This window comes from Luedemannella flava, from assembly GCF_039528515.1.
Classification (GTDB): domain Bacteria; phylum Actinomycetota; class Actinomycetes; order Mycobacteriales; family Micromonosporaceae; genus Luedemannella; species Luedemannella flava.
This window is the reverse complement of record NZ_BAAALT010000029.1, coordinates 23,819-49,115: the sequence shown is the minus strand read 5'-3', so window position 1 is coordinate 49,115 and position 25,297 is coordinate 23,819. Positions and strand designations below refer to the sequence as shown.

22 protein-coding genes are annotated in these 25,297 nt (G+C 73.2%); 12 read left to right on the top strand and 10 right to left on the bottom strand.

Annotation, left to right across the window (positions count from 1 at the left end; genetic code table 11):
* Positions 1-49 precede the first annotated feature (49 nt).
* Entirely contained in the window at positions 50-628 is a 579-nt protein-coding gene (locus tag ABD211_RS06310; RefSeq protein WP_344127182.1) for a YceI family protein, read from the bottom strand.
* Between the two features lie 185 nt (positions 629-813).
* Here ABD211_RS06310 and ABD211_RS06305 point away from each other — a divergent pair, with 185 nt between their 5' ends.
* Both ABD211_RS06305 and ABD211_RS06300 read left to right on the top strand, forming a co-directional pair.
* On the top strand, positions 814-1,257 hold the full coding sequence (locus ABD211_RS06305; RefSeq protein ID WP_344127205.1) for a MarR family winged helix-turn-helix transcriptional regulator: 444 nt from the start codon (positions 814-816) through the stop codon (positions 1,255-1,257).
* A gap of 69 nt (positions 1,258-1,326) precedes the next feature.
* Entirely contained in the window at positions 1,327-2,661 is a 1,335-nt protein-coding gene (locus ABD211_RS06300) for a TIGR04013 family B12-binding domain/radical SAM domain-containing protein (RefSeq protein ID WP_344127181.1), read from the top strand.
* Between the two features lie 3 nt (positions 2,662-2,664).
* On the opposite strand, the gene ABD211_RS06295 is transcribed toward ABD211_RS06300, so the two are convergent.
* Positions 2,665-3,648 carry a helix-turn-helix transcriptional regulator gene (locus ABD211_RS06295; RefSeq protein WP_344127180.1) on the bottom strand — a complete coding sequence of 328 codons (984 nt, stop codon included), beginning with the start codon at positions 3,646-3,648 and terminating at the stop codon, positions 2,665-2,667.
* Positions 3,649-3,733: 85 nt separating this feature from the next.
* Here ABD211_RS06295 and ABD211_RS06290 point away from each other — a divergent pair, with 85 nt between their 5' ends.
* Positions 3,734-4,300, top strand: a complete 567-nt coding sequence (locus ABD211_RS06290; protein ID WP_344127178.1) for a DinB family protein — start codon at positions 3,734-3,736, stop codon at positions 4,298-4,300.
* 233 nt (positions 4,301-4,533) lie between these two features.
* Here the strand turns inward: ABD211_RS06290 and ABD211_RS06285 are convergent, their stop codons facing one another.
* Positions 4,534-5,217, bottom strand: coding sequence for a phosphatase PAP2 family protein (locus tag ABD211_RS06285; RefSeq protein WP_344127176.1), 684 nt, complete (start codon positions 5,215-5,217; stop codon positions 4,534-4,536).
* Positions 5,218-5,293: 76 nt separating this feature from the next.
* On the opposite strand from ABD211_RS06285, the gene ABD211_RS06280 reads away from it, so the two are divergent.
* From ABD211_RS06280 to ABD211_RS06255, 6 genes are all read left to right on the top strand, one after another.
* Positions 5,294-6,529 (top strand): PucR family transcriptional regulator, encoded by a 1,236-nt coding sequence (locus ABD211_RS06280; protein WP_344127174.1) that lies wholly within the window; start codon positions 5,294-5,296, stop codon positions 6,527-6,529.
* Between the two features lie 122 nt (positions 6,530-6,651).
* Positions 6,652-7,818, top strand: a complete 1,167-nt coding sequence (locus tag ABD211_RS06275) for an acyltransferase domain-containing protein (protein WP_344127172.1) — start codon at positions 6,652-6,654, stop codon at positions 7,816-7,818.
* Positions 7,815-8,750, top strand: a complete 936-nt coding sequence (locus ABD211_RS06270) for a beta-ketoacyl-ACP synthase III (protein WP_344127170.1) — start codon at positions 7,815-7,817, stop codon at positions 8,748-8,750. Before ABD211_RS06275 ends, ABD211_RS06270 begins: the two co-directional genes overlap by 4 nt.
* Positions 8,751-8,814: 64 nt before the next feature.
* Complete coding sequence (locus ABD211_RS06265) at positions 8,815-9,054, top strand: acyl carrier protein (RefSeq protein ID WP_344127168.1); 240 nt, start codon at positions 8,815-8,817, stop codon at positions 9,052-9,054.
* Between the two features lie 90 nt (positions 9,055-9,144).
* Positions 9,145-10,371 carry a beta-ketoacyl-ACP synthase II gene (fabF, locus tag ABD211_RS06260; RefSeq protein WP_344127165.1) on the top strand — a complete coding sequence of 409 codons (1,227 nt, stop codon included), beginning with the start codon at positions 9,145-9,147 and terminating at the stop codon, positions 10,369-10,371.
* Positions 10,372-10,384: 13 nt separating this feature from the next.
* Positions 10,385-11,827, top strand: a complete 1,443-nt coding sequence (locus ABD211_RS06255; protein WP_344127163.1) for an acyl-CoA carboxylase subunit beta — start codon at positions 10,385-10,387, stop codon at positions 11,825-11,827.
* A gap of 45 nt (positions 11,828-11,872) precedes the next feature.
* Here ABD211_RS06255 and ABD211_RS06250 read toward each other — a convergent pair whose 3' ends face one another.
* From ABD211_RS06250 to ABD211_RS06240, 3 genes are all read right to left on the bottom strand, one after another.
* Positions 11,873-14,179 carry a hypothetical protein gene (locus ABD211_RS06250; RefSeq protein WP_344127161.1) on the bottom strand — a complete coding sequence of 769 codons (2,307 nt, stop codon included), beginning with the start codon at positions 14,177-14,179 and terminating at the stop codon, positions 11,873-11,875.
* A 156-nt stretch (positions 14,180-14,335) separates the two neighbouring features.
* Positions 14,336-15,970 (bottom strand): glycoside hydrolase family 3 N-terminal domain-containing protein, encoded by a 1,635-nt coding sequence (locus ABD211_RS06245; RefSeq protein WP_425560364.1) that lies wholly within the window; start codon positions 15,968-15,970, stop codon positions 14,336-14,338.
* Positions 15,971-16,019: 49 nt separating this feature from the next.
* A complete protein-coding gene (locus tag ABD211_RS06240) occupies positions 16,020-16,511 on the bottom strand; it encodes a DUF3145 domain-containing protein (RefSeq protein WP_344127156.1) in 492 nt (163 codons plus the stop codon).
* A gap of 257 nt (positions 16,512-16,768) precedes the next feature.
* On the opposite strand from ABD211_RS06240, the gene ABD211_RS06235 reads away from it, so the two are divergent.
* Positions 16,769-17,095: a hypothetical protein gene (locus ABD211_RS06235; RefSeq protein ID WP_344127154.1), complete on the top strand. Its 327-nt coding sequence runs from the start codon at positions 16,769-16,771 to the stop codon at positions 17,093-17,095.
* Positions 17,096-17,177: 82 nt separating this feature from the next.
* Here ABD211_RS06235 and menC read toward each other — a convergent pair whose 3' ends face one another.
* From menC to ABD211_RS06220, 3 genes are read right to left on the bottom strand one after another with little or no spacing between them, the layout of a single operon-like run.
* Complete coding sequence (menC, locus tag ABD211_RS06230; RefSeq protein WP_344127152.1) at positions 17,178-18,293, bottom strand: o-succinylbenzoate synthase; 1,116 nt, start codon at positions 18,291-18,293, stop codon at positions 17,178-17,180.
* Positions 18,293-19,225, bottom strand: coding sequence for a GNAT family N-acetyltransferase (locus ABD211_RS06225; protein WP_344127150.1), 933 nt, complete (start codon positions 19,223-19,225; stop codon positions 18,293-18,295). The genes menC and ABD211_RS06225 overlap by 1 nt, the downstream gene beginning before the upstream one ends.
* Before the next feature lie 32 nt (positions 19,226-19,257).
* Entirely contained in the window at positions 19,258-19,884 is a 627-nt protein-coding gene (locus ABD211_RS06220) for a carbonic anhydrase (protein WP_344127148.1), read from the bottom strand.
* A 98-nt stretch (positions 19,885-19,982) separates the two neighbouring features.
* Here ABD211_RS06220 and ABD211_RS06215 point away from each other — a divergent pair, with 98 nt between their 5' ends.
* Positions 19,983-20,987: an alpha/beta fold hydrolase gene (locus ABD211_RS06215; RefSeq protein WP_344127146.1), complete on the top strand. Its 1,005-nt coding sequence runs from the start codon at positions 19,983-19,985 to the stop codon at positions 20,985-20,987.
* Positions 20,988-21,023: 36 nt separating this feature from the next.
* Positions 21,024-21,842, top strand: coding sequence for a DedA family protein (locus ABD211_RS06210; protein ID WP_344127144.1), 819 nt, complete (start codon positions 21,024-21,026; stop codon positions 21,840-21,842).
* On the opposite strand, the gene ABD211_RS06205 is transcribed toward ABD211_RS06210, so the two are convergent.
* Positions 21,796-25,212: a S8 family serine peptidase gene (locus ABD211_RS06205; protein ID WP_344127142.1), complete on the bottom strand. Its 3,417-nt coding sequence runs from the start codon at positions 25,210-25,212 to the stop codon at positions 21,796-21,798. The genes ABD211_RS06210 and ABD211_RS06205 overlap by 47 nt on opposite strands.
* Between the last annotated feature and the right edge of the window lie 85 nt (positions 25,213-25,297).

Genomic DNA, 25,297 nt, shown 5'->3' with positions numbered 1-25,297 from the left:
CGTAGCGCGGGCGGCGGGGACGGCGGAGGGCGGGAGAGGGTGGTGCGGATCAGGCCTGGCGGATGGCCTCGGCGCCGATCTCGATCTTGATCTTCTTGCCGACCAGGACGCCGCCCGTCTCGAGGGTCTGGTTCCAGGTGAGGCCGAAGTCCTCGCGGTCGATCTCGGTGGTCGCGGTGAAGCCGACGACCTCCTGGCCCCACGGGCTCTTGGCGACGCCCTCGAACTCGACGGCCAGCTCGACCTCGCGGGTCACGCCGGCGACGGTGAGGTCACCCACGAGGGTGAACTCGCCGCCCTTGAAGTCGGCGACCCGGGTGCTCCTGAAGGTCAGCTCCGGGTGGGCCTCCACATTGAGGAAGTCACCGCTGCGCAGGTGGTTGTCCCGGTCGGCCTGGCCGGTGCTGATGCTCTTCGTGGCGATGGTCACGTCGACGGACGACGCGAGCGGGTCCTCGCCGACCGTGATCGTGCCCGTGACATCTTCGAACGCGCCACGGACCTTGGAGACCATGAGGTGGCGCGCCACGAAGCCGACCGTCGTGTGGGCCGGGTCAAGGGCGAACGTGCCGGCCTCGGGGATGGTGATGCCCTGGTAGTCGCGGGTGGCAAGCGCAGGCGTGGTCATGACGTACTCCTCCAAGAGCTAATGCTTGTACAGACGATGTCTGACGCAACAACAATAACCTAAGCAATAATCCCCGTGTCAACGGTTGATAGGATGGATGTGTGACAGCCCACCCCACCCACACGAACGCCCCGTCGGCCACCCAGCACGACCGGGCGCGCTATGACGACGACCGGATCACGGCCATGGGCCTGTTCGCCGAGGTCATCGGTGGCCTGAACGCGAAGTTCTCCGCCCAGGTCGGCGACCACAAGCTCTCCATGGTCGAGTTCGAGGTGCTGCTGCGCCTGGCCCGCTCCCCCCAGCAGGCCCTGCGCATGACCGACCTCGCGACCCAGACGCTGCTCACCACGAGCGGCATCACCCGCGTGGTCGACCGCCTGGAGCGCGACGGCCTGGTCCGCCGGTTCGCCTGCCCGACCGACCGCCGCGGCCTGCTCGCCGGCATCACCGACGCGGGCCTGGCCCGCCTCAACGGCGTCATGCCCGGCCACATCGACACGATCGACCGGTGGTTCACCGGCCAGCTCAGCGACGACGAGCTGACCACGTTCCTGACGATCCTGCGCAAGCTGCGCGACATCGTCCGCCCCGGCGCCGTCGCGGGCGCGCGTCCGGCACACCGCTGAGCCGGCGCTGCGGGTCGAGTCGGCCACCTCGGCACGCGCCGGGTCCGGGCGGTCAGTAGGGTCGGCGGCGTGGACGTGTCGATCGTGCTGCGGTACCGCAAGGCCGTGACGTACGGGCATCACACGCTGCTCGCAGCGCTGGAGGAGCACGAGACGCCGGTGCGGCACGAGGTGCGCTTCGGCACGGACGCGGCCACCACGGTCGCGGAGATCAGGGCCGCGCTGGGCGGCGCGGCGCGCGTACTCGTGTTGTGGTCTTTTTATTCGCCGGATGCCGAGGGACTGGCCGCTGAGCTGGCCGGGATCCGGGCGGCGGTCGACGACCCGCGCGTGCTGCACGTGGCCGGCGGGGTGCACGCGACCGCCGAGCCGGTGCCGACGTTGGACGCCGGGTGGGACGTGGCCGCCGTCGGCGAGGGTGAGGCGACGCTGCTGGGGCTGGTCGGCGCGGTCGGGTCCGGCGGCGACCTCGCGTCGGTGCCCGGGCTGGTGTTCCGGGACCCGGCCGGCGAGGTCGTCCGGACCGGCAGGGCGCACCGGGGGCCACTGGACCGGTACCGGGCGTTTCCGGTGACCCACAAGCGGTTCAACCCGATCGAGATCACGCGCGGTTGCGTGTACGCGTGCCGGTTCTGCCAGACGCCGTTCATGTTCTCCGCGAAGTTCCGCCACCGCAGCGTCGAGAACGTGCGCTGGCACGTGCGGCGGATGCGCGAGGCGCGGCTGCGCGACGTCCGGTTCATCACGCCGACGTCGCTGTCCTACGGCACGCAGGACGAGACGCCCGACCTCGCCGCCGTCGAGGAGCTGCTCGCGGCGTGCAAGGAGGAGATCGGGCCGGACGGGCGGGTGTTCTTCGGGTCGTTCCCCTCCGAGATCCGGCCCGAGCACATCACGGTCGACGCGCTGCGGCTCGTGCGGAAGTACTGCGCGAACGACAACCTCATCGTCGGCGCGCAGTCCGGCTCGGAGGATGTGCTGGCCACGGCCAAGCGGGGCCACGACGTGGAATCGGTGCGCCGCGCGGTGCGGGTCGGCATCCAGGAGGGCTTCCGGATCAACGTCGACATGATCTTCGGGATGCCCGGCGAGGGGGCCGCGCAGGTCGCCGACTCGCTGGCGCTGGCCCGGGAGCTCGCCGGCCTCGGGGCCCGCATCCACGCGCACACGTTCATGCCGCTGCCGGGCACCCCGTGGCGCGACGCCCCGCCCGGCCGGGTGGACCCGGAGACGATCCGCGAGGTCGACCGGCTCAGCCGCCGCGGCGCGCTCTACGGCCACTGGCAGAAACAACAGGACCACGCGGTACGCCTCGCCGACGCGGCCGCGGCGAATCCCCGGCCCGGGCGCTCCCGCACGCTGCCGGTCCTCCCCGCGCCGTCCCGCCCGCCCGCCGACGACTGACCGTCAGGACGTTTGAGGATCCGCCAGCTGAGCGGCCCTGGCGAAGCGGCGGGCCAGGTGGGCGAAGGCCGCCTGGAGTTCTGTCGGGCCGATGACCTCGATGTCGGCGTCGAACCTGCCGATCAGGGCGGCCAGGCCGGGCCAGGACCAGGCGCCCATGACCAGCCGGCAGCGGTCGGGGCCCAGCTCCTCGACGACGGCGTCGCCGGCGAAGCCGGACACGACGGCGGCCGGCCGGTGCAGGATCACCTCGCCCCGGCACGGCCAGTCCCGGGCGCCGGCCGCGCCGGAGAACCGGTGGGCGATGAACGCCGCCACGTCGCCGCCGGGCAGGTCGCGCGGGGTGAAGCGCGGACCGGTGGGCACGCGGGGGCTGATCCGGTCGACCCGGAAGGTGCGCCAGTCGTCGCGGTCGAGGTCCCAGGCGACGAGGTACCAGCGCCCGCCCCACGTGACCAGGTGGTGCGGCTGCGTGCGGCGCGGGGGCGCGGCCGGGTCGGCGCCGGCGTAGTCGAAGCGCAACGTCTCGCGGGCGTGCACGGCGGCGCTGAGCGTCACCAGCACCTGGGGATCCACCTGCGGGCTGGGCCAGGGCCCCTGGCGCTCGACGGCGGTGACCCGCAGGGCGTCCACCCGGTGGCGCAGCCGCGCGGGCATGACCTGCCGGACCGTGTTCAGCGCCCGGGTAGCGGCCTCCTCGATGCCCGCGCCGGTCGTCGCGGCGGTCTGGAGCGCGACGGCGAGGGCGACGGCCTGGTCGTCGTCGAACAGCAGCGGCGGCAGCTCGCTGCCGGCGCCGAGCCGGTAGCCGCCGTCGGGGCCCTTCGTCGCCGCGATCGGGTAACCCAGCTCGCGCAGGCGGTCCACGTCGCGGCGCACGGTGCGCGGGCTGACCGCCAGCCGGTCGGCCAGCAGCGCCCCCGGCCAGTCGCGCCGGGCCTGCAGCAGAGAGAGCAGTTCGAGCAGGCGAGCGGACGTCTTCGGCATGCCGCCAGTATCGCCCGCAGAAGAGGACAGATCCTGACCGCTTCTCCTGCGAGAGTGGTCTGGTAACCGAACCGGAGGGGATCTGATGACGATGACAACCGCACTCGACGCCGAGCGGGCCGACCTGCTCGCCGAACTCGCGGTCGCGCGGGCGGCGCTGACCAACACGACCCGAGGCCTCACCGACGAGCAGGCCGGCGCGCGCCCGACGGTCAGCGAGCTGTGCCTGGGCGGGCTGATCAAGCACGTCACGGCCTGCGAGGAGGGCTGGCTGCGGTTCGCCGTGGCGGGCGCTTCGGCGATCAGCTACGACCTGCCCGACGGGGTCACCTGGGCCGACATCGAGGCCGGCACGGCGCGCGAGCTGCCGAGCTGGCTGACCGACCGGGTGACCGAGTTCCAGATGCTGCCCGGCGAGACGCTGGCCGGGATCCTCGAGCGCTACGCCGAGGTCGCCGCCCACAGCGAGAAGGTCATCACCACCATCCCCGACCTGTCCGCGACGCACCCGCTGCCGGCGGCGCCCTGGCACGAGCCGGGCTCGGCGTGGAGCGTGCGCCGGGTGCTGCTGCACGTCATCGCCGAAACGGTCCAGCACGCCGGGCACGCCGACATCCTGCGCGAGACGATCGACGGCCAGACCTCCACCTGACCGACGACCGCCCGCGTTACGGCGACGGTCCGGCGCCTTCACCGGTTGCCGGGCCGTGGCACGTCTCCCGAGGGCGATCGCGAAGGGCGTTAGCGGGAAACGTCGGGTCCCGCCCGGAAGATCGCCGTTTCGAGGCAAAAACCCCTGCCACAGCGCAGTTTCGTACCCCCGAACGCCGATCATTCCGGCCAACCGCCCGGCCGTGATCGGCGCCCCGGACGCCACCCGCGGCGCTACGGCGCCATGGCGCGGGATCCAGGGCCGCGCTCCCGACGTGGGGTGGCGGGAGTGGCCAGGTAGCGGGTCGCCAGGGCGTAGGCGGGTGGGACGAGGGCGACCGCGCAGAGCCAGCCGCCGACGACGTCGCTCGGCCAATGTACGCAGAGCATGGCTCTGCTCACCCCCACGAGGCAGGACCAGCCGATCATGGCGGTGACCAGCGCGGACCGCGCGAGAAAACCGCGCGCCGACGGCCAGAGGAGCATGCCGAGCAGGATCGCGCCCGTGGTCGCGGCCATCGTGTGGGAACTCGGGAAGCTCGGCGGCTCCACCGTGACGAAGAACGCCGGCGGGCGGGGACGGTGGACCGCCAGCCGCAGGGCGCGGAACACGAACTGGGAGGCCAGCACCGCGAGCGACACCACGAGCACCTCGCGACGCCGGCCGCGCCGGATCAGGACCAGGGCGGCGATCAGCCAGACGGCCAGCGCGAACGCCGAGCTGCCCGCGTGCGTGACCACCTTCCAGACCGCGATCCAGGCGTCGTGCTGTCGGCCGAAGGCGTACCAACGGGTGTTGAGGCTCGTGTCGAGCGTGGCGAGCGGGCCCCACGACGTCTCGACCGCGAACGTCAGCGCCGCCAGCGCGAGCCCGCAGGCTGCCGACACGTACCACCACCAACGCCCGTCGGTCCGCATCCGGCGATGATCGCACGCGGCGCGCGCCCCCGTCGGCGGCGTGCGGGTGCGGACCCCGCCGTGCGAGGCTGGTCCGATGGCGGCAGGTGGGACGGACGGCGAGCTGACCGAGAGCGTCCGGATGATCGAACGCGCGGCCGGCGGGCTGGCCACGGCGAGCGTGTCGCGCATGGACGACGTGCTGCCGTGGTTCCGGGAGCTGCCCGCCGACCAGCGCGCCTGGGTCATGCTCGTCGCGCAGGCCGGCGTGCGGTCCTTCGTCGAATGGCTGCGTGGGGCGGGCCGGCACGCGGACGGCACCCAGGAGGTCTCCGACGAGATCTTCGACGCGGCGCCCCGGGCGCTGGCCCGGTCGATCAGCCTCCAGCAGACGGTGCAGCTCATCCAGGTCACCATCGACGTCGTCGAGCAGCAGGTGACGCACCTCGCGGCGCCCGGCGAGGAGCGCGCGGTCTCCGACGCGATGCTGCGGTTCTCGCGCGAGGTGGCGTTCGCGGCGGCGCGGGTGTACGCGCGGGCGGCCGACTCGCGCGGCGCCTGGGACGCGCGGCTGCAGGCCCTGCTCGTGGACGCGCTGCTGCGCGGCGACTCCGCCGACGAGCTGGCCAGCCGGGCGGCCGCGCTGAACTGGGGCGACACGTCGCCGGCCGCGGTGGCGGTGGGGCGCTCGCCGGGCGGGGAGGCGGCCGCCGTGCTGCACGTGCTGCACCGGCTCGCCCGCCGCGTCGGGCTCGACGTGATCGGCGGCGTGCACGGCGACCGGTTGGTGCTGGTCCTCGGGGGTACGCACGACCCGGTGCACGCGACGGAGCGGCTGCTCGCGGCGTTCGGGGAGGGGCCCGTCGTGGTGGGGCCGCCGGTGCCGAGCCTCGACGAGGCGACCGAGTCGGCGCGCGCGGCGCTCGCCGGGTTCCGGGCCGTGCCGGCGTGGCCGAACGCGCCGCGACCCGTCGCGGCGACCGAGCTGCTGCCGGAGCGGGCGCTCGCGGGCGACGCGGAGGCCCGCCGGATCCTGCGCCAGGAGATCTACGGCGCGCTGGTGCGCTCGGGCGGCGAGCTGCTGGAGACCCTCGACGGGTTCTTCACGGCCGGCAACGTCCTGGAGAGCGCCGCCCGGGCGCTGTACGTGCACCCCAACACCGTCCGCTACCGGCTGCGCCGGATCGCGGAGATCACCGGGCTCACGCCGACCTCGCCGCGGGACGCGTTCGCGCTGCGGATGGCGCTGACGATCGGTCGGCTCGACCCGGCGTTGCCGGCACCGCCGGCGCCGATCGCTCCCGCCCTTGAGGCGGAATCGCTGCAAAATTAACGAAAGCCGCAGGCATAACGTGATCTAGATCTACGTTTTGGAGGATCCCTACAAAGATTCTCGTCGGATGTCGTGGGGTGCGCGCACGAACTAACCCAGCGGTATCCGGAAGAGTCGTAGTCGTGCTCGCCGTACTCGCTCCCGGACAGGGAGCTCAGAAGCCCGGCTTCCTCGCTCCATGGCTTGATCTTCCCGGTGCGGAAGCTCGGCTGCGCTGGTGGTCCGCCCTTGCCGGAACGGATCTCGTCCACCTCGGCACCGCCGCGGACGCCGACGAGATCAAGGACACCGCGAAGACCCAGCCGCTGCTGGTCGCCGCCGCGCTGCTCGCCGCCGGCCAGCTGCCCCTCGACGACGTCGGCCTCGTCGCCGGCCACAGCGTCGGCGAGCTCGGCGCCGCCGGCATCGCCGGCGTCCTCAGCCCCGAGGCGGCCGTCACGCTCGCCGGGGTGCGCGGCCGGGAAATGGCCGCCGCGTGCGCGCTGGAGGGCACCGGCATGAGCGCCATCCTCGGCGGCGACCCCGTCGAGGTGCTGGGCGCCATCGAGTCCGCCGGGCTCACCCCCGCCAACCGCAACGGCGCCGGCCAGGTCGTGGCCGCCGGGTCGCTCGCCGGGCTGGAGAAGCTCGCCGCCGCCCCGCCCGCCAAGGCGCGCATCATCACGCTGCAGGTCGCGGGGGCGTTCCACACGCCGTACATGGCGCCGGCCGAGAAGGCCCTGGCCGCCGTCGCCGGCGGGATCACCCCGACCAACCCGCACAAGATCCTGCTCTCCAACGCCGACGGCGCGGCCGTGGCGCACGGCCCGACCATGCTGTCGCGGCTCGTCGCCCAGGTCACCGCGCCCGTCCGCTGGGACCTGTGCATGCGGACCATGGCCGACCTCGGCGTCACCGCCGTCATCGAGCTGCCCCCGGCGGGCACGCTGGCCGGCCTCATCAAGCGGGAGCTCAAGGACAACCCGCCGGAGATCGTCACGCTGAACACCCCCGACGACCTCAAGGCCGCCCGCGACCTCATCGCCCGCCACGCCGTGGCGCCCAGCCACGAGCCGACCATGGCGTTCCTCGTGGCCGTCGCGCCGGTCGCCGGGACGTTCGAGCCGCTGGACGGGCTGGACGAGGGGACGACCGTCACCGACAACCAGGTGATCGGGCACGTCGTCACCCGCCAGGGGCGCACCGAGGTCCTCGCGCACGACCCGGGCGTCCTCGTCGAATGGCTCGCCCACCACGAAGACCCGGTCGCGCCCGGGCAGCCCCTCGCCCGCATCGGAGGCCACCAATGAGCAAAATCCTGAGCCTCGGCCACTACCAGCCGTCGCGGGTGCTCACCAACGACGACCTCGCGCAGATGGTCGACACCAACGACGAGTGGATCCGCGACCGGGTCGGCATCGCCACCCGCCGCATCGCGGCCCCCGACGAGACCGTCGCCGACATGGCCTCGGCCGCCGCGGAGAAGGCCCTGGCCAGCTCCGGGCTGACCGCCGCCGACATCGACCTCGTCGCGGTCGCCACGACCTCGTCGATCGACCGGTGCCCCAACGTCGCCGCGCGGGTGGCGGCCAAGCTCGGCATCGCCGCGCCGGCCGCCTACGACCTGAACACCGCCTGCTCGGGCTTCTCGTACGTGCTGGCCACCGCCGACCACGCGATCACCGCCGGGGCGGCCCGCAACGCGCTCGTCATCGGGGCCGAGAAGCTCTCCGACATCACCGACTGGACCGACCGGTCCACCTGCATCATCTTCGGCGACGGGGCCGGCGCCGCCGTGGTGACCGCCGACGCCGCCGGCGAGAAGGCCGGCATCGGCCCGGTGGTCTGGGGCTCCGCGCCCAGCGAGGCGATCCGGATCGAGGGCTGGCGGCCCTACATCCAGCAGGAGGGGCAGTCGGTCTTCCGGTGGGCGACCACCGCGCTGGCCCCGCTCGCCCTGCAGGCCTGCGAGCGCGCGGGCGTCGCGCCCACCGAGCTGGCCGCGTTCGTGCCGCACCAGGCCAACACCCGCATCATCGACGGCATCGCCAAGCGTCTCGGCCTCGCCGACGCCATCATCGCCAAGGACATCATCGAGTCGGGCAACACCTCGGCCGCCAGTGTCCCGTTGGCCCTGTCGAAGCTCGTCGAGCGCGGCGAGGTGCCCTCCGGCGCCCCCGTGCTGCTGTTCGGCTTCGGCGGCGGCCTCACCTATGCCGGGCAGGTCGTCCGCTGCCCGTGACCAGACGTCTCCGGGCCGCAGACCGCGGGCCCGGACGGACCCCATAAGAAGGGAAGCACCGCAGATGACCCGTGAAGAGATCACCACTGGCCTCGCCGAGATTCTCGAGGAGGTCGCCGGGGTGAACCCGGACGACGTGGCCGAGGGGAAGTCCTTCACCGATGACCTGGACGTCGACTCGCTGTCGATGGTGGAGGTTGTCGTGGCGGCCGAGGAGAAGTTCGGCGTGAAGATCCCCGACGAGGAGGTCCAGAACCTCAAGACCGTCGGTGACGCGGTCTCGTACATCCTCAAGGCAGCCTGAGCTGCATTGTCGTCCCGGCGGCCGGTTGGTCGCCTCGGTAGCGGGGGGGGGCGGCCGGCCGCCCACCGCGGAACATGAAGAAGGCGGAACGTGACCCGTCCAGACGTAGTCGTCACCGGGCTCGGCGCGACGACCCCGCTCGGCGGGGACGTTGCCTCGACCTGGGAAGCCATGCTCGCCGGCCGCTCCGGCGTCAGCCCCATCACGCAGGCGTGGGCAGCCGACCTGCCCGTACGGATCGCCGCGCAGCTCGCGGTCGACCCGTCCGAGAAGATCGACCGGGTGAAGCTGCGCCGCCTGGACCGCTCCGAGGCGGTCGCGCTGATCGCGGCCCAGGAGGCCTGGGCCGACGCCGGCCTGGCGGACGTTGACATCGACCTTGAGCGCCTCGCGGTCAGCGTCGGCACCGGCATCGGCGGGGCGCAGACCCTGCTCGCCCAGGACGACATCCTGGAGGCCAGCGGCGCCCGCCGGGTCTCCCCGCACACCGTGCCCATGCTCATGCCCAACGGCCCGGCCGCGTGGGTCGGCCTGGAACTGCACGCGAAGGCCGGCGTCCACTCGGTCGCCAGCGCCTGCGCCACCGGCGCCGAGGCCATCGCCCTGGGCCTGGACATCATCCGCTCCGGTCGCGCCGACATCGTCGTGGCCGGCGGCACCGAGGCCGTCGTGCACCCGCTGCCGATCGCCGGCTTCGCGTCCGCGCGGGCCATGTCCACGCGCAACGACGAGCCGGAGCGCGCGTCGCGGCCGTGGGACAAGGGCCGCGACGGGTTCGTCCTCGGCGAGGGCGCGGGCGTCCTCGTCCTGGAGCGGGTCGACCACGCCGCCGCCCGCGGCGCGCGCGTCTACGCCCGCCTCGCCGGCTCCGGCATCACCTCCGACGGGTTCGACATCGTGCAGCCCGACCCGGAGGGCGCCGGCTTCGTCCGGGCCGTCCGCAAGGCGCTCGCCGACGCCGACCTGTCGCCCGCCGACATCGTGCACGTCAACGCCCACGCCACCTCGACGCCGACCGGCGACATGATCGAGGTGAACGGGCTGCGGGCCGCGCTCGGCGAGCACCCGGTGCTCACCGCCTCGAAGTCGATGGTCGGTCACCTGCTCGGCGCCGCCGGCGCCGTGGAATCCATCGCGACCGTGCTGGCCATCCGTGACAGTGTCGTACCGCCGACCATCAACCTCGATGACCCGGACGACGACCTCACGCTGGACGTCGCGGCCCAGAAGCCGCGACCGATGGACATCCCCGCCGCGCTGAACAACTCGTTCGGCTTCGGCGGCCACAACGTCGCCCTGATCTTCACGCGTCCCTGACCCGGAGGTTGCCGTGACCGCCACCATCCCGACCGCCGACGAGTCCGTCGTCGACCGCCGCGACCCTGAGCTGCGCCTCAAAGCGCTGCTCGACCGCGGCTCGCTGCGGCCCATCGCGGCCCGCGACGAGCGCAGCGGCCCTGACAACTCGGGGGTCATCAGCGCCCGGGGCCAGATCGACGGCGCCCCCGTGATCGCGTTCGTCACCGACGCGACGCTCATGGGCGGCGCGCTGGGCATCGCCGGCTGCCAGCTGATCGCCGAGGCGATCGACACCGCCGTCCGCGAGCGCGTGCCGGTCATCGGCCTGTGGCACTCGGGCGGCGCCCGGCTCGCCGAGGGTGTCGTCGCCCTCGACGGCATCGGCCTGATCTTCTCGGCGATGGTCCGGGCGTCGGGCCGCGTGCCGCAGATCTCGGTCGTGCTCGGCCCCGCCGCCGGCGGCGCCGCGTACGGTCCGGCCCTGACCGACATCGTGATCATGTCGGACTCGGGCCGCATCTTCGTGACCGGCCCGGAGGTCGTCCGCAGCGTCACCGGCGAGCAGGTCGACATGGCGCGCCTGGGCGGCCCCGAGCCGCACGGCCGCCGCTCCGGCGTGGCCCACGTGACCACAAAGGACGAGGCCAGCGCCCTGGAGACGGCCCGTCACGTGGCCTCGCTGCTCGGCCGGCAGGGTCGGTTGACCCCGGCCGACGTGCCGGACAACAACGAGAACGGCCACGACCTCGCGGCGCTGTTCCCGGCCGAGGCCAGCCGGGCCTACGACGTGAAGCCGGTCGTCACCGCGCTGCTCGACGAGCCGGGCGTGGAACTGCACGCCAAGTGGGCGCCGAACGTGGTCACCACGCTGGGCCGCTTCGCCGGGCGTACGGTCGGCGTCATCGCCAACAACCCGATGCGCCTCGGCGGCTGCCTCGACGCGTCCAGCGCCGAGAAGGCCGCGCGGTTCGTGCGAATGTGCGACTCGCTCGGCGTGCCGCTGGTCGTGGTCGTGGACGTGCCCGGTTACCTGCCGGGTCTGGGCCAGGAGTGGGAGGGCGTGGTGCGCCGCGGCGCCAAGCTGCTGCACGCCTTCGCCGAGGCGGTCGTCCCGCGCGTCACCCTGGTGACCCGCAAGGCGTACGGCGGCGCGTACATCGCGATGAACTCGCGCTCGCTGGGCGCCACGGCCGTGTACGCGTGGCCCAACGCCGAGGTGGCCGTCATGGGCGCCAGCGCGGCCGTGAACATCCTGCACCGCAAGAAGCTCGCCGCCACCCCGTCGGAGGAGCGCGAGGCGCTGCGCGCCCAGCTGGTGGAGGAGCAGATCGCGACGGCCGGCGGCGTCGGCCGGGCGCTGGAGATCGGCGTGGTCGACGACGTCATCAAGCCGTCGGAGACCCGCCGCCGCATCGCCGAGGCCCTGGCCAACGCGCCCGCGGCCCGCGGCGCGCACGGCAACATCCCGCTGTAGGCGGCGACCACGCAGAGGGGCGGCCGACGAGGCCGCCCCTCTGCGCTATCCGCGCAGTCGGTACACGGCGAACTGGCCGGAGTCGTAGACCTTGGTGGCCAGGTCCGCCAGCTCCGGCGACTCGGGGAACTGCGCCCGGTCGGCCAGGAGCCAGCGGACCCCGTGGTTGACGTAGAGGTCGCGCAACGCCTCGGGCGTGGGGTCGCTGATCGCCGCGTCGTTGGCCGCGAGCAGCGCCGGGTCCCAGAACGGCAGGCGGTAGGCCCCCATGCCGCGGGGCGCGAAGCCCCAGCCCTCGACGAGCACCCGGCGCTCCGAGTACGCGGACAGCCAGAAGGTCCGCGAGTCGCAGGTCTTCTTGCTGACCATGCGCCAGCAGTGCCGGTTGGTCACCACGACGTCGTCGCCGTCGCTGTGGTCGCGGATCCAGCGGGCCACCGCGACGTGCGAGGCGGGCATCGGCACGTTGACGTACGCCCCGCCGTTGGGCGCGCGCAGCGACTTCGCCACGTCCATGATCAGGCCGGGGATGCCGGCGACGAGGACGAGCGTGAGCAGGACGAGCCCGCCCCGCCCGCGCATCCCGCGGACGAACCGGCCGGTCACCCACCACACGATGCCCGCCACGGCGGCGATGGCGGCGAGCACGCCCGCCCACTGCAGCAGCGGCACCAGCGGCGCGTACGAGTTGCCCGGCGTCCGGACGGGGGCCGCCCCGGCGACGGTGAGCTGCACCCAGACGAGCGCCGCGCCGAACGCGACGGTGACGGTGGCGAGCGTCCACCGGCCCCAGCGCGGCAGCGCCACCTTCTCGGCCAGCTCCACGTAGCCCCAGGCGGACAGGATCACCCCGAAGGTGAACCCGGCCCGGGTGAAGTACTCGTTGCCGCCCGAGGTCTGCTTGAACACGAAGTAGCAGGCCACGCCGGCGATCGCGCCGCCGAGCAGGAACACCTGCACCGGTAGCAGGCGCATCCGCCGGCGCCACAGCAGCGCGATCACGCCCGCGACGCGCAGCTGCAGGTTGAGGAAGAACGCGGCGAAGACCCCCGCCACGACCCACGCCTGCGCCCAGCCGGTCTTCCCGGAGTCTCGCCAGTAGTCGTAGAGTCCGGAGAAGAAGCCGACCGCCACCCCGTACGTCTGGAAGTGGAAGAGGACGACTGTCGCGAACAGTTGGGCGGCGGCGGCCAGGACCAGCGCGGCGAGCACCCGCCACGGGATCCGCCGCCGCGCCACGAGCATGACCACGGCGGTGAACAGCAGCGCGGCGATCACGATGGGCAGCGAGCTGGCCTTCGCCCCGCTGGAGGCGACCAGCAGCGACGCGGCGATGGCGAACGCGCCGAGGCCGATCGCGGGCACCTTCCCGGACGGATCATCCGGATCGCCGCCCTGTCGGCGCACGATGTCAGCGAGCGGCGCGATCAGCGCGATGAGCAGCACCCAGCTGTAGATCATCGACATGCCGTGCCAGATGACGAACGTCGCCTGCGTGCCCATGGGCATGGTCACCGGGTCGGTGAAGTTGAACTCGCCGACCACCCAGAACAGGGCCGCCGCGACCGCGCCGACGTAGGGCCGGCCGCTGACCCGCCAGCCGACCACCCCGGTGAGCAGCGCGGCGAGGGCGCACAGCGCCGGGACCGCCAGCCGCAGCGCCACGACGGGCAGGTCGATGTGGCCGATCAGGCTGGTCGAGGCCATGTGGACGTAGCCGAACCAGTGGTAGTACAGCGGCTCGCCGGCGACCTGCGGCAGGTGGATGGGCAGGTGGTTCTTGGCCTCGCCGGCCAGCGACAGCTGGTAGGCCAGGTCGATGTACTGCTGGGTGCTCTCCGACGTCGGGATGACCGGGTTGCGGAAGAGGAAGACCTGCGAGAGGTACGCGGTGAAGCCCACGGCCGCGGCGCCCACCGCCCACGAGAACCCCACCGGTACGGGCTGGTAGCCCCGCACCCACCAGTGCCGCCGGCGCAGGGCGGGCACGGCGAGGAACACGACGACGATCGCGGCCGGCCACGTCCACAGGTAGGCGCGCAGGTCGAGCGCGGAGAACACCGCCCACGCCGCGATTTCGAGCGTGAGCCCGACGGCGGCGCCCATCGCGAGGTCCTCGACGAGGGTGTGCGGGGTGCGCCGCAGCGCGCGGTAGACGAGCGTGCCGGGCAGGGTCACGGCCAGCGCGGCGTAGGCGGCGAAGCGCCCGAGGTCGGCGCCGGACGTGCCGGTGGCGGCCAGGATGGCGAAGAACGCGCCGACCGCGACGACCGCGGGCGCCCAGCGCAGCCACCAGGCCCGTCGGATGGGCGTCGCCTGATCGACCACTGCCGCCGACGCACGCTCCGCCACGAGGGTTCCCATCCGCCCTGTCCCGTCCGACGCTCTGGTGGGTGCACCTCGCACGGCGCACGTTCATGATCGAAGCGCCGAGCTTAGCATCGGTCTAAATTGGATCTTATTGCGGCGTTATGGGGCAACTGCTCGTGACGCCTCCATCACAATCTGTCATTGCGGGCCGCAGGCGGTGGCGGGCAGGCCGGCCACGGAGACCGGCGACCGGCCCGGGGCGGGCGCCCGGCCGGCAAGCACCGCGGCGAGCGCCTCGAGCGCGGCCAGCGTCGACGAGTACGTCGCGACGCGCACCGGCGACGTCGCCCTGGCCAGGATGAACGGCGAGTCCATGGCGACCGTGACAGCGGCGCGTCTGTTCAGATCGGCCGGACCGTCACCCCACCCGACGAGGTGGACGACCGTCACCTTCTTGTCCGGTTTATCGGCGACCTTGCCCACCGTGGCCTCGACGCCCGTCCGGCCGAGGGCGGCCACCAGCGCCGCCGCCTTGTCGGCGCGGCCGTCGGCGGCGGTCACCCGCACCGCGCCCCGGACCAGCGGCTGCTCGCAGGCGCCCTTCAGAATGGTGATCCCCGCGGCCGCCACCTGCGCGGCCAGCGCGGCGTTCGGCGACGACCCGACCGTGTCCAGGCCGTCCCGGCCGGCCGGCCTGACTCTGGCGCGCACCGTGAGCGCCCGGGTGACCGCCTCGACCAGGCGCTCGCGCAGCTGCCGCCCGCTGTGCAGGGCGTCGAGCAGGCCGCGCTGGGCGGCGCCCAGGTCGGGCGGCATGAGCAGCAGGTCGTTGCCGGCGAGCAGCGCCCGCACGGCCGCCTCGCCCGGGGCCCAGCGCTGCGCGGGCGCCATGTTCAGCGCGTCGGTCACCACGGCGCCCGTGAAGCCGAGCTGCTTGCGCAGCAGGTCCACCAGGACCTTCGAGGAGAAGCTCGCGGGCACGCCCGGGTCGATCGCACGGACGTCGAGGTGGCCCGACATCACCAGCCAGCTGCCCGCGTCGATGCCGGCCTGGAACGGTGGCAGGTCGGCGGCGCCCAGGTCGGCGCGGCTCTGCTTCAGCACCGGTAGGTTCTTGTGGCTGTCGACGGCCGTGCGGCCGTGGCCGGGGAAGTGCTTCACGCTCGCCGCCACGCCGGCCCCCTGCAGGCCGCGCGTCACGGCCGCGACCTGCGCGGCGACCGCCTTCGGGTCGCTCCCGTACGACCGGGAGCCGATCACCGCGTTCGCGGCGGAGCCCAGCACGTCCGCGTCCGGGGCGAAGTCCACGTTGATGCCCAGTTCGAGCAGTTCGCCGCCGACCGCGCGCCAGGCCGACTCGGTCAGTTCGGGCCGGGCCGCCGCGCCGAACGCCATGGCGCTGGGCAGCTGGGTGATGCCGGCGGTCAGCCGGGTCACGAACCCGTACTCCTGGTCGATGCCGATGAGCAGCGGCAGCTCGCCCGGGGTGTCAGCCGCCTCGTGCAGCTTGCCGGTGAGCACGCGGACGGCGGCGACGTCGCCGCCCCTGCCCATGAGGATCACGCCGCCGACGTGGTAGTCGCGCACCAGGGCCGCCGTGACGTCGGCCGGGTCGTCCAGGTTCACCGACGGCATGAGGACGGCGCCGACAAGCTGCTCGTCGGTCAGGTCGGCGACAAGGCGGGCCAGCGTGTCGGCGTCGGCGCTCGTGGGAACGGCGCTCACGATCGGACTCGATGTCGAGGTCGGCCGGGACGAGCACGCCGCGGCAGCGCCGAGGAGCGCCGCCACCACCCCCGCAGCCACGATCCGGTTCCACCCTGCGTTGCGCACCGGCCTACCCCATCACATCCCGGCACGCGGCGCGACCTCGCCACGGTTGCTATCCGACGCGGGTGAGCCAGGTCTGGGAGGCGCCCTCCCCCGCGTACCGGTACGGCTCCAGTTCGGCGTCCCAGGCGGCGCCCAGGGCGCCCTGGATGGCGTGGGCGAGGCCCTCATGGCCCCGGGTGGTGGCGATCAGGTGCCGCAGCATGTCCTCGCCCAACTGGATGTCGCCGTTCGCGCTGGTCGCGGCCCGGAACAGGCCCAGGCCGGGGACGAACATGAACCTCTCGCCGTCCGCGCCGGGCGACGGCTCCTCGGTGATCTCGAAACGCAGCATCGGCCAGACCCGCAGGGCCGCCGCGAACTCCGCGCCCGTGCCGGGTCGGCCCGTCCACGTGCACTCCGTGCGGCGGGCAGCAGGCTCAGCCGGTTGCGGGCTCCAGTCGAGCCGCACCGGCGTGCCGAGGACGCGCGCCACGGCCCACTCGACGTGGGGAGCCACGGCGAGCGGCGCCGAGTGCACGTAGATGACGCCACGGGTTGACACAGCAGGCCTCCAGGGACGAGGTGCGTCTTCCCCTACGACCTCGAACCGCGTTGCCCGGTACGCCTCCGCTTACCCGTACAACGAGTGGTTGCCGGGGTGGTCACGTCACTGGCCTATTCATGATGACTGCTGTGGCCAGTGTGGCAAAAGAGCACAACCGGTGGAGGTGCACCACGGCCGGTCGGCCGGGCTGATCCCGTCGGGTAGACTTGACCCGCTCTTCGTGTCCGCACCACATCTTCCAGGGAGTAACCGGCGTGGCAGCCAACACTTCTAAGACCGCGCGCGCGTCAGTCCGGGCCGGTCAGGCCGCCGGTGGCGCGCTCAGCGTCCTGGGTGAGTTCAAGTACCTCATCCCACTCAACGGTGGTAAGCACGCCTACGTGCGAAACCTCACCAACGGCAAGACCGTGCACCTGTCGACCACCTCGGACGCCTTCGTCGAGGAGATCCGGGTGCTGTCCGCGGCCGGCCACGGCGCCAAGATCCGCGCCGAGCTCGCCGCGCTCGCGACCGCCGAGCCGTCGCACGGCTGGGACAACACCGAGAAGCGCCTCGTCGAGGCGGGCGTTTTCGAGGGCTGAGGCCCTCTACGCAGCTCACGGCCCCCGCGACGCCTCGGCGTGCGGGGGCCGTCCGCTGTCCGCGGCCGGTCGCGGCCGTGGGCTACAGCGGCACCCAGGTGGTCGCCGTCGTGATCTCCTCGAGTACGCCCGGCAGCGGCGCGACGCCCAGTCCCGGCCCGTCCGGCACGGTCACGTGGCCGTCCTCCAGCACGAACGGCCTGGTCACGTCCTGTGCGAAGTACCGGTCCGAGGCGGAGGTGTCGCCCGGCAGCACGAAGCCGGGCAGCGCGGCCAGCGCGACGTTCGCGGCCCGGCCGAGGCCCGTCTCCAGCATCCCGCCGCACCACACGGGCACCCCGTTGGCCTGGCACACGTCGTGCACCCGGCGGGCCTCCAGGTAGCCACCGACCCGGCCGGGCTTGATGTTCACCACGGACGTGGCGCCGAGCGCGATCGCGTCGGCGGCCGCCCGGGCCGAGGTGATCGACTCGTCCAGACAGATCGGGGTGGCGACGACCCGGGCCAGCGCCGCATGCCCGCGCACGTCGTCCTCGGGCAGCGGCTGCTCGATGAGCAGCAGGTCGAAGGCGTCGAGCTTGGCCAGGTGCCGCGCGTCCGCCAGCGTGTAGGCCGTGTTCGCGTCGACCTGCAGCAGCACGTCGTCGCCGAACCGCTCACGCACCGCGCGCACGGGCGCGACGTCCCAGCCGGGCTCGATCTTCAGCTTGATCCGCGCGTACCCCTGGTCCAGGTATTTCTCGACGGCCTCGAGCAGTTGCGGGACCGAGTCCATGATGCCGACCGAGACGCCCGACGGCACCCGGTCGCGCACCGCGCCGAGGTAGCCGCCGAACGACATGCCGGCCGCCCGCAGCTCCGCGTCGAGGATGGCGGTCTGCAGCGCGGCCTTGGCCATGGGGTGGCCCTTGATACGGGCGAAGACGGGCTCGGTCGCGTGCGCGTCGAGCGTGCCGGCCGCGGCGAGGTCCTCGAGCCCGGGCAGCAGGAACCGGGTGATGACCTCGGCCGCGCCGTCGACGTACTCCGACGAGTACAGCGGGGCGTCCATGGCGACGCATTCGCCCCAGCCCTCGGCGTCGGGCGTCACGGCCCGCACGAGCAGCACGTCGCGGGCGGTCTCGGTGCCGAACGACGTCCGGAACGGGGCCACCAGGGGCATGGCGATCCGGCGCAGCTCCACCCCCGTCAGGCGCATCAGGCGGACCCCTCGTCCCGCACCAGCACGTACCACCCGGCCCGGTCGAAGCCCTCGAACCGGTAGCCGGCCGCCAGCGCGCCGTCGAGCGCCCAGCGCAGCGCCTCCCGCCACGCGGAGGCGGTCGCCGGCCGGTCCGGCCGCATCCGTTCGATGTCGGCAGGCACCGCGACCAGCAGCGGCGTCCGGGCGGCGGCCGCGGCCGCCAGCGTCGGATCATCGGAGGTCACCGGGCGATCATCCGACCGGTCCAGGAGGACGACGGCGCCCGCCGCCCGCAGCGCGGCGGCGTCCGGGTCGGCCAGGTCGTCGAGGGCCGCGTCGGTCGCGCGTTTCGAGGCGGTCTCCCACCGCAGCCAGAGCCGGTCCGTCGCGTCGCCGGCGTTGATGCCGTCGTCGAGGGCGCCGTAGAAGTTCGGCAGGTAGGCGACCGGCAACGCGCCGAGTTTCTGCAGGTTGAAGTACGCGTTGCGGCTCACCAGCGGGTCGAACGTCCAGCAGATGCGCCCGATGCCCCGCCGCAGCGCCCACGCGCGCTGGTGCTGCTTGAGCACCCGGCCGACGCCCTTGCTCTGCCCGCCCGGCAGCACTCCGGCGAGGTGCGAGAGCAACTGGATCCCGTCGGCGTCCATGCCGAGGAACGCGACGGCCCCGCCGACCAGGTCGCCGCCCCGGTAGGCCGCCGCGACGTAGTTGCCGCCGTGCGCCAGGGCCCGCAGGGTCGCACAGTTGATCACATGGTCGATATTGGGCGCGGACCAGACGTCCATGAAGAATTGGGCGAGCTGGTTGAGCTCGGGGAGGCTGTCCACCTCGCGCACGTCGAGGCCGTGTCCGGCGGCGGCCTTCTCGGCCAGCCGCGACGCCTCGTCGCCCAGGGTGGGGTCGGCCGCTTCGTTGCGGACCGTGTCGACGTTGCCGGTCGGGTTCATGCCCTGCAGTCTGCCCGCTTCCGGCCCGTCCGTCAGGGACCGGTCAGCAGTTCGACCGTGCCCGTGTCCAGGTTGTAGATCGCGCCCGCCACGGCGACCGCGCCCTTCGAGGTCGCCACCACCGGCAACGCGCGCAACTGGGCGACGGTGAACAGCACGTGCCGACGGGTGGCCCGGGCCGCGATCTCCGCGTCGGTCACCGGCTCGCCGCCCGTCGGGGCCTCGGCCTCGGCCCCCGTCACGGACGGCGCGATGACCTCCACGAGGTACGACAGCGCGCCCGGGGGTCGGGTGCCGGCCCGCACCGCCTGCACCGTCGCCCCGACCGCCCCGCAACGCTCGTGGCCGAGCACCAGCACCAGCGGCACCGCCAGCTGCGTCACGGCGAACTCGATCGACCCGATCAGGGCGCGATCGAGCACGTGGGCGCCGGATCGGACGACCGCGATCGAGCCGAAGTCCTGGTCGAAGATCGCCTCAAGTGGGACGCGGGAGTCGATACACCCCGCGACCACCGCGTAGGGCTTCTGCTCGCCCGAGCGGGCCGCCTCGGAGCCGACCTGGTGCCCGTAGCGGGGCGTCTCGCTGGTGAATCGGGCGTTCCCGGCGAGCAGGTGTTCCAACGCCGCCTGCGGGGTTACGGTCTCGGGCCTCGACATGGTCCTAAGACTGTCGCACTCTTCACTCTTGATAAAGCGTACCGATGGGTAATGCGAGCGCGATCACTATCGGCCAGAATGGAATGAGGGAGGCTGCCATGGCTGCGCTAGTTCCCAAGCGCCGTAGGCTTTCCGCCGAGGACACCCACCTCTCCGGAAGGCTTGCGACGCTCTCCCTCGCCGACGGTGGATACCTTTCCGTCGAGCGGCAGGGTCCGGCGGACGCGCCGATGGTGATCGTGCTGCTGCACGGCTGGACGCTGGACAAGCGCGTCTGGCGACCGCAGATCGAGGCCCTCACCGGTCAGGGCCACCGCATCGTCGCGTACGACCTGCGCGGCCACGGCCGCTCGTCGGACGTGCGCCCCGGGCAGGCGACGGTCGAGCAGCTCGCCGACGATCTCGCCGAGGTCCTCGGCACGGAGCTCGCCGCCGGCCAGCGCGCGGTGCTGGTGGGGCACTCGCTCGGCGGCATGGCGATCCTGGAGCTGGCCCAGCGCCACCCCGACGCGCTGAGCGCGTCGGTGGCCGGGGCGGTGCTCGTGGCCACCAGCGCCGAGGGCTCCACACACACCGACTACGGCTTCGCCTCGCAGGCGCTGGTCGCGGCAGCCCGCCGGATGGAGCTCGCCGGGGCCGCCCTGCTCGCCCGGTCGGGCACCTGGCGGCCGCACCGGGCGCTCTCCCCCGGCCTGCTGCCGTTCCTGCGCTGGCTGCTGTTCGGCGCGACGGCCCACCGGGCGGACGTGCGGCTGACCCTGTCCACGCTGTCGCACACCCCGCTGAGCTCGATCGGCGGGTTCCGCCCCGCGGTGCACCTGCACCGGTGCCTGGAGACCCTGCCGGCGCTGCGCGGTCTGCCGACCAGTGTGCTTGTCGGCACCATGGACCGGCTCACGCCGCCCCGGTGCGCCGAGGCGATCGTGGAGGCGCTGCCCGACGCTGAGCTGACGGTCCTGCCGGACGCGGGTCACATGCTGAGTTTGGAGCGGCCCGCCGAGGTCACCGAGGCGATCGGCCGGGTGGTGACGGCCGCCACGACCGGGCGACGTCCGCCGACCCCGCGTGCCGGTGCGGTCGACACAGCGGCGCCGCTGGTCTAACTTCGATATCCGGTCGGGTTCCGCTCCCGGCCCGACATGATCGACGAACGGGGCGCAACGGTGCATCTCATCGAGCAGTGGCTCACGGGCCTGCCTCCCCTGCTCGTGTACCTCGTGCTCGGCATGATCATTTTCACCGAGAGCATGGGCATCCCGCTGCCGGGCGAGATCGTCCTGGTCACGTCGTCGATCATGGCGGCCAGCGGCGTCGTCGACATCTGGTGGGTGGCCGCGGCCGCCTCGATCGGCGCCATCGCCGGCGACTCCGTGGGCTACGCGATCGGTCGTCGGGGCGGGCGCGCGATGCTGGAGCGCCTCGGCCGGCGCTTCCCCAAACATCTCGGCCCCGCACACCTCGCCCGCGCCGAACAGATCTTCGCGCGGTACGGCGTGTGGGCCGTCTTCTTCGGCCGCTTCGTCGCCCTGCTGCGCATCCTCGCCGGGCCGCTCGCCGGCGCCCTGCACGTGCCGTACCGGAAGTTTCTCCTGGCCAACGCCACGGGCGGCGTCTGCTGGGCGGCCGGCACGGCCTTCGTCATCTACGCCCTCGGCCAGCAGGCCGAGCGCTACCTCAAGGGTTTCTCCTGGGTCGCGCTCGTGGCCGCCGTCGTTTTCGGCGTGTTCACCACGCTCTACCTGCGTCGCCGCGCCGCCCGCGGCCTGGCGCTCGTCGAGGCCGCGGCCGAGGCCGCCGAAACGGTGACCGAGACGGTCGAGGAGATCGCGGACGCCGTGGACGACATCGTCGAGGACGTCGTGGACACCGTCGCCGGCGTGGCCGACCCCAGGGGGGCCGGCCACGCACGGCTCACTCGATCGGTCGGCGCACCAGTACCGGCGTCGCCACCTCAGTGACGCCGGGGACGGCGGGCGTGCTCATCGTGGTGACGACCTGCCCCACGCCCCCACGCACGCCGCGCATCCACACGGTGTAGGTCAGGGGTGCCCCCGGGATCGGCGCCGACCCGTAGACCCGCAGGTCCTTCGTCGGCAGTTGCCCGGGGCTGAGCTTCGCCGCCACGGTGCCGATCACGTTCTCCGCGCCGATGGCGAACGGCAGATCGTCGGGCTTCTGCGGCAGGTCCGCCGGGTTGTAGGCGAACGTGATGTCCTGGGTCGACACCCGCAACGCCGCCGGCGCCTCCGCCGTGGCCCGCGGCGTGTCCACACCCAGCCACAGCTGGAAGTGCCGCTCGTCGTCGGTCGTCCCGTAGAGGTCCAGCAGCCACTCCACGACGATCCACTTCTTGGACCCGCTGGTCACCGCCGCGACGAAGATCCCCGGCGCCTCCCGACCGTCCAGGTCCGTCCAGAACGGCGCCAGGATGTTGTTGGGCCGCTCCCGGGCGGGCAGCGCGACGTTGCAGCAGTTGTCGTCCTCCGACGTGCCCCCACCGGGCACCACGTACCCGTTGGTGTCCACGCCGATGCGGGTGAAGGTCGTCCCGCCGTACGTGAACGGTGGGGTGTCGAAGTTGACCAGCTCATCGTCGCCGACCTTGGTGGGCCGGATGCCGAGGCCGGCCAGCGGCCGGAACTTGCGGTCGTCGATCGCGGTCAGCGACGGCCGGCTCGGCGTCGTCCCCGCGATGGTGCGTGGCTGCATCCGCACGGTCCGCCCGTCGATGATCCCCAGCGACGCCCGGGTCACCGCCAGGTTCGGCGGCACCGTCGTGGTGAGGGTGACGGCGGCCGGCGTGTAACCCTTGTTCGCGGCCGTGATCGTGCACGCCGTCTCCGACGCGACCATGACGCTCGCGGGCTCGCAGGTGCTGGTCAGGCGCACGTCGCCCTGCTGGGAGACGAAGGCCACGGGCAGGTGCAACGTCGGCAGCCGCGCGCCCGCCGCGGGCACGAGCCGGATCTGACCGAACTGCTGGCCGCTGGACTTCTGGCTGCGGATGGTGATGGTGAGCCGCTGGCGCGCGCCGGGCGCGATGGTGAACCGCGCCGGCGCCACCGTGATGGCGGCGCCCGCGGGTGCCGTGCCGACGACCGTGTACGTCAGCCGCCGGCCGCTGACGTTGGTCACCGTGCGGGTCAGGTCCAGCCGGCCCGCCATGACCGGGGCGTTCACCGAAGGCAGGTTGAGCTGCATCTGCCCGGCGCTGGTCGTGTCCGTCGCGGCCACGCTGCGCATCCGCGCGGCGGTCTCGTCGAACGTGAGGCCCGGGTCGCCCGCCCGCGACAGGTCGATGCGGCCGGAACCCACCTCGAAGGCGGTGGCCGGCGTGCGCAGGTCCTCCCGGACGATCCCGGTCTTCGCCGTGGTCACCATGGCGGACTTGACCTGGCCCGGTGTCCATCCCGGGTGCAGGGACCGCAGCAGCGCGGCCGCGCCGGCGATGTGCGGCGAGGACATCGAGGTGCCGGCGATCGCCTGGAAGTACTGGCCCGTCGGTCCTTCCTCCACCTCGTCGGCGACCGGCGAGTGCCCCGCGAAGATCTGCACGCCGGGCGCGGTGAGGTCGGGCTTGATGTAGTTGCCGGCCGGTCCGCGCGACGAGAACGCCGCGAGGACGTCAGCCCGCCCGGGGCGCCGGCGGCCGTCGGCGAACTGGGCGGTCACGTTCCGGTGCGCCGCGAGGAAGGCCTTCAGCTGGGTGCCGTCGGCCAGGTGGACGGTCGGCAGCCAGTGGTTGTCCGTCTCCACGTCGGCGAGCGTCGGGTTGTAGAGCACCATGCCCACGGCGCCACCCTTGAGCACGTTGTAACCCTTGGTCACGCGCGGGACCCCGCCGCGCTCGCACGCCACGATCTTGCCGGTGAACGAACCCGCCGGCGCGACCTTGTCGCACTGCGCGCTGGCGTACGGCGCGGCGGTGGCCAGCACGACGGGGTGCGCCGAGATGCCCCGGGTGATGGTCGCCCCGCGCAGGTCGACGTGGGCCCCGTCGGACGCGCGCAGCCGCAGCGTGGAGGCGAACTCACGGCGCTGCGTGGTGGCCCCCACGGTCGTCGTCCACGGGAACAGGTGCTGGGTGTTGCCGGTCGCGGGCCCGTCGTTACCCGCCGCCGCGGCGATGAACACGCCCGCCGCGTACGCGTCGAGGAAGGCCAGCTCGACCACGTCGAGGGTCGCGCCCCCGGAGATCGAGAAGTTGATGACCTTGACGCCGTCCTTGACGGCCTGGCCCACGGCGGCGGCCGCGTCCGACGGGAAGCAGCCCTCCTCGCCGCACACCTTGTAGACGGACAGCCAGGCCCCGGGCGCCACGCCGCCCACGGGACCCCGGTCGATGCCGAGCGCCCGCGCGGGGCTCACCAGATCGCCCGTCGCCGTGCTGGCGGTGTGGGTGCCGTGGCCGTCCGAGTCGCGGCCGTTGTGGAACCGCTCCTTGCGGGCCCGGTCGGCGTCGGCCAGATAGTCGGTCATGACCGCCTGGCCACCGATCAGCTTCCGGTTGCAGCGGAACGGCGTGGTGCCCGGCGTCAGCGGGTTGTCGCCGAAGTCGCACTTGCGCGGCGTGCCGTCCGCCTTGGGCGGCGGCACGCCGAGCTGACCCTGGTCGGCGAACGACGGGTGCTCGGGCCAGGCGCCGGTGTCGATGACGCCGACGATGACCCCGCGGCCCGACGTCGCCGCGCCGCCCATCCGGGGGTAGATGGCCGTGGCGCCGATGAACTGCGGGCTGGCGTCGGTGAGCGGGCGCACCATCTCGTTGGCCTGCACCGCCAGGACGCCCGGCATCCCGACGACGTCGCCGACCCGGTTGGCGGGCAGGGTGGCGGACACGCCGCCGTACACGGTGCGCAGACGCTGGCCGACGCGCGCCTGCGGCACGCGCTTGCGCAGCTGGTCCACAAACGTCTGCTCGCGCTGTTCGACATAGCGGGTGTACAGGCGCTCGGCCGGCGCCTCGCGCAGCGTCTGCCCGGTCACCGACGGGCTGGTGGCGGGCAGGCCGGCCACGTCGCCCTGGTAGGTCGCCACGGAGTCGTAGTCGAGCTTCACGAGGACGTTCACCGGCGCCTCGTCGGTGCGGTTCAGCAGCTTCTCGTCGGTGCGGGCGAGCCGGCTGGTGAGGGACTTCCCGGTGTTGCGGACCCGGTGCGGCGGGCCGAGCGGGGTGGCCTGGAACCCGTCGATCTCGGGCCCGGCCACGAGGGTCGACGGCGCACCCGCGGTCGCCGGGGTCGCGGTCACCGCCGCCCCGCCGGAGGCTACGAGCGCCAACGCGAGTACGGCGGCTGCAGGTGGACGTGACCAGCGTCGGCGCTTCATATCTCCTCCTCGACGGTGACAGGCCGCCAAGCGGAGACGAAGTGCCGTTAGCCAGGCGGTATGCCCTTTTTGGGGGTTCCGCATA

What these genes read in the sequence shown, in the direction of transcription:
- menC (WP_344127152.1), bottom strand. Translation starts at nt 18,293, where the DNA reads ATGCGCCTGACGGGGGTGGAGCTGCGCCGGATCGCCATGCCCCTGGTG.
- ABD211_RS06205 (WP_344127142.1), bottom strand. Translation starts at nt 25,212, where the DNA reads ATGAAGCGCCGACGCTGGTCACGTCCACCTGCAGCCGCCGTACTCGCG.
- ABD211_RS06295 (WP_344127180.1), bottom strand. Translation starts at nt 3,648, where the DNA reads ATGCCGAAGACGTCCGCTCGCCTGCTCGAACTGCTCTCTCTGCTGCAG.
- ABD211_RS06265 (WP_344127168.1), top strand. Translation starts at nt 8,815, where the DNA reads ATGACCCGTGAAGAGATCACCACTGGCCTCGCCGAGATTCTCGAGGAG.
- ABD211_RS06280 (WP_344127174.1), top strand. Translation starts at nt 5,294, where the DNA reads ATGGCGGCAGGTGGGACGGACGGCGAGCTGACCGAGAGCGTCCGGATG.
- ABD211_RS06290 (WP_344127178.1), top strand. Translation starts at nt 3,734, where the DNA reads ATGACGATGACAACCGCACTCGACGCCGAGCGGGCCGACCTGCTCGCC.
- ABD211_RS06215 (WP_344127146.1), top strand. Translation starts at nt 19,983, where the DNA reads ATGGCTGCGCTAGTTCCCAAGCGCCGTAGGCTTTCCGCCGAGGACACC.
- ABD211_RS06220 (WP_344127148.1), bottom strand. Translation starts at nt 19,884, where the DNA reads ATGTCGAGGCCCGAGACCGTAACCCCGCAGGCGGCGTTGGAACACCTG.
- ABD211_RS06225 (WP_344127150.1), bottom strand. Translation starts at nt 19,225, where the DNA reads ATGAACCCGACCGGCAACGTCGACACGGTCCGCAACGAAGCGGCCGAC.
- ABD211_RS06270 (WP_344127170.1), top strand. Translation starts at nt 7,815, where the DNA reads ATGAGCAAAATCCTGAGCCTCGGCCACTACCAGCCGTCGCGGGTGCTC.
- ABD211_RS06285 (WP_344127176.1), bottom strand. Translation starts at nt 5,217, where the DNA reads ATGCGGACCGACGGGCGTTGGTGGTGGTACGTGTCGGCAGCCTGCGGG.
- ABD211_RS06310 (WP_344127182.1), bottom strand. Translation starts at nt 628, where the DNA reads ATGACCACGCCTGCGCTTGCCACCCGCGACTACCAGGGCATCACCATC.
- ABD211_RS06210 (WP_344127144.1), top strand. Translation starts at nt 21,024, where the DNA reads ATGATCGACGAACGGGGCGCAACGGTGCATCTCATCGAGCAGTGGCTC.
- ABD211_RS06305 (WP_344127205.1), top strand. Translation starts at nt 814, where the DNA reads ATGGGCCTGTTCGCCGAGGTCATCGGTGGCCTGAACGCGAAGTTCTCC.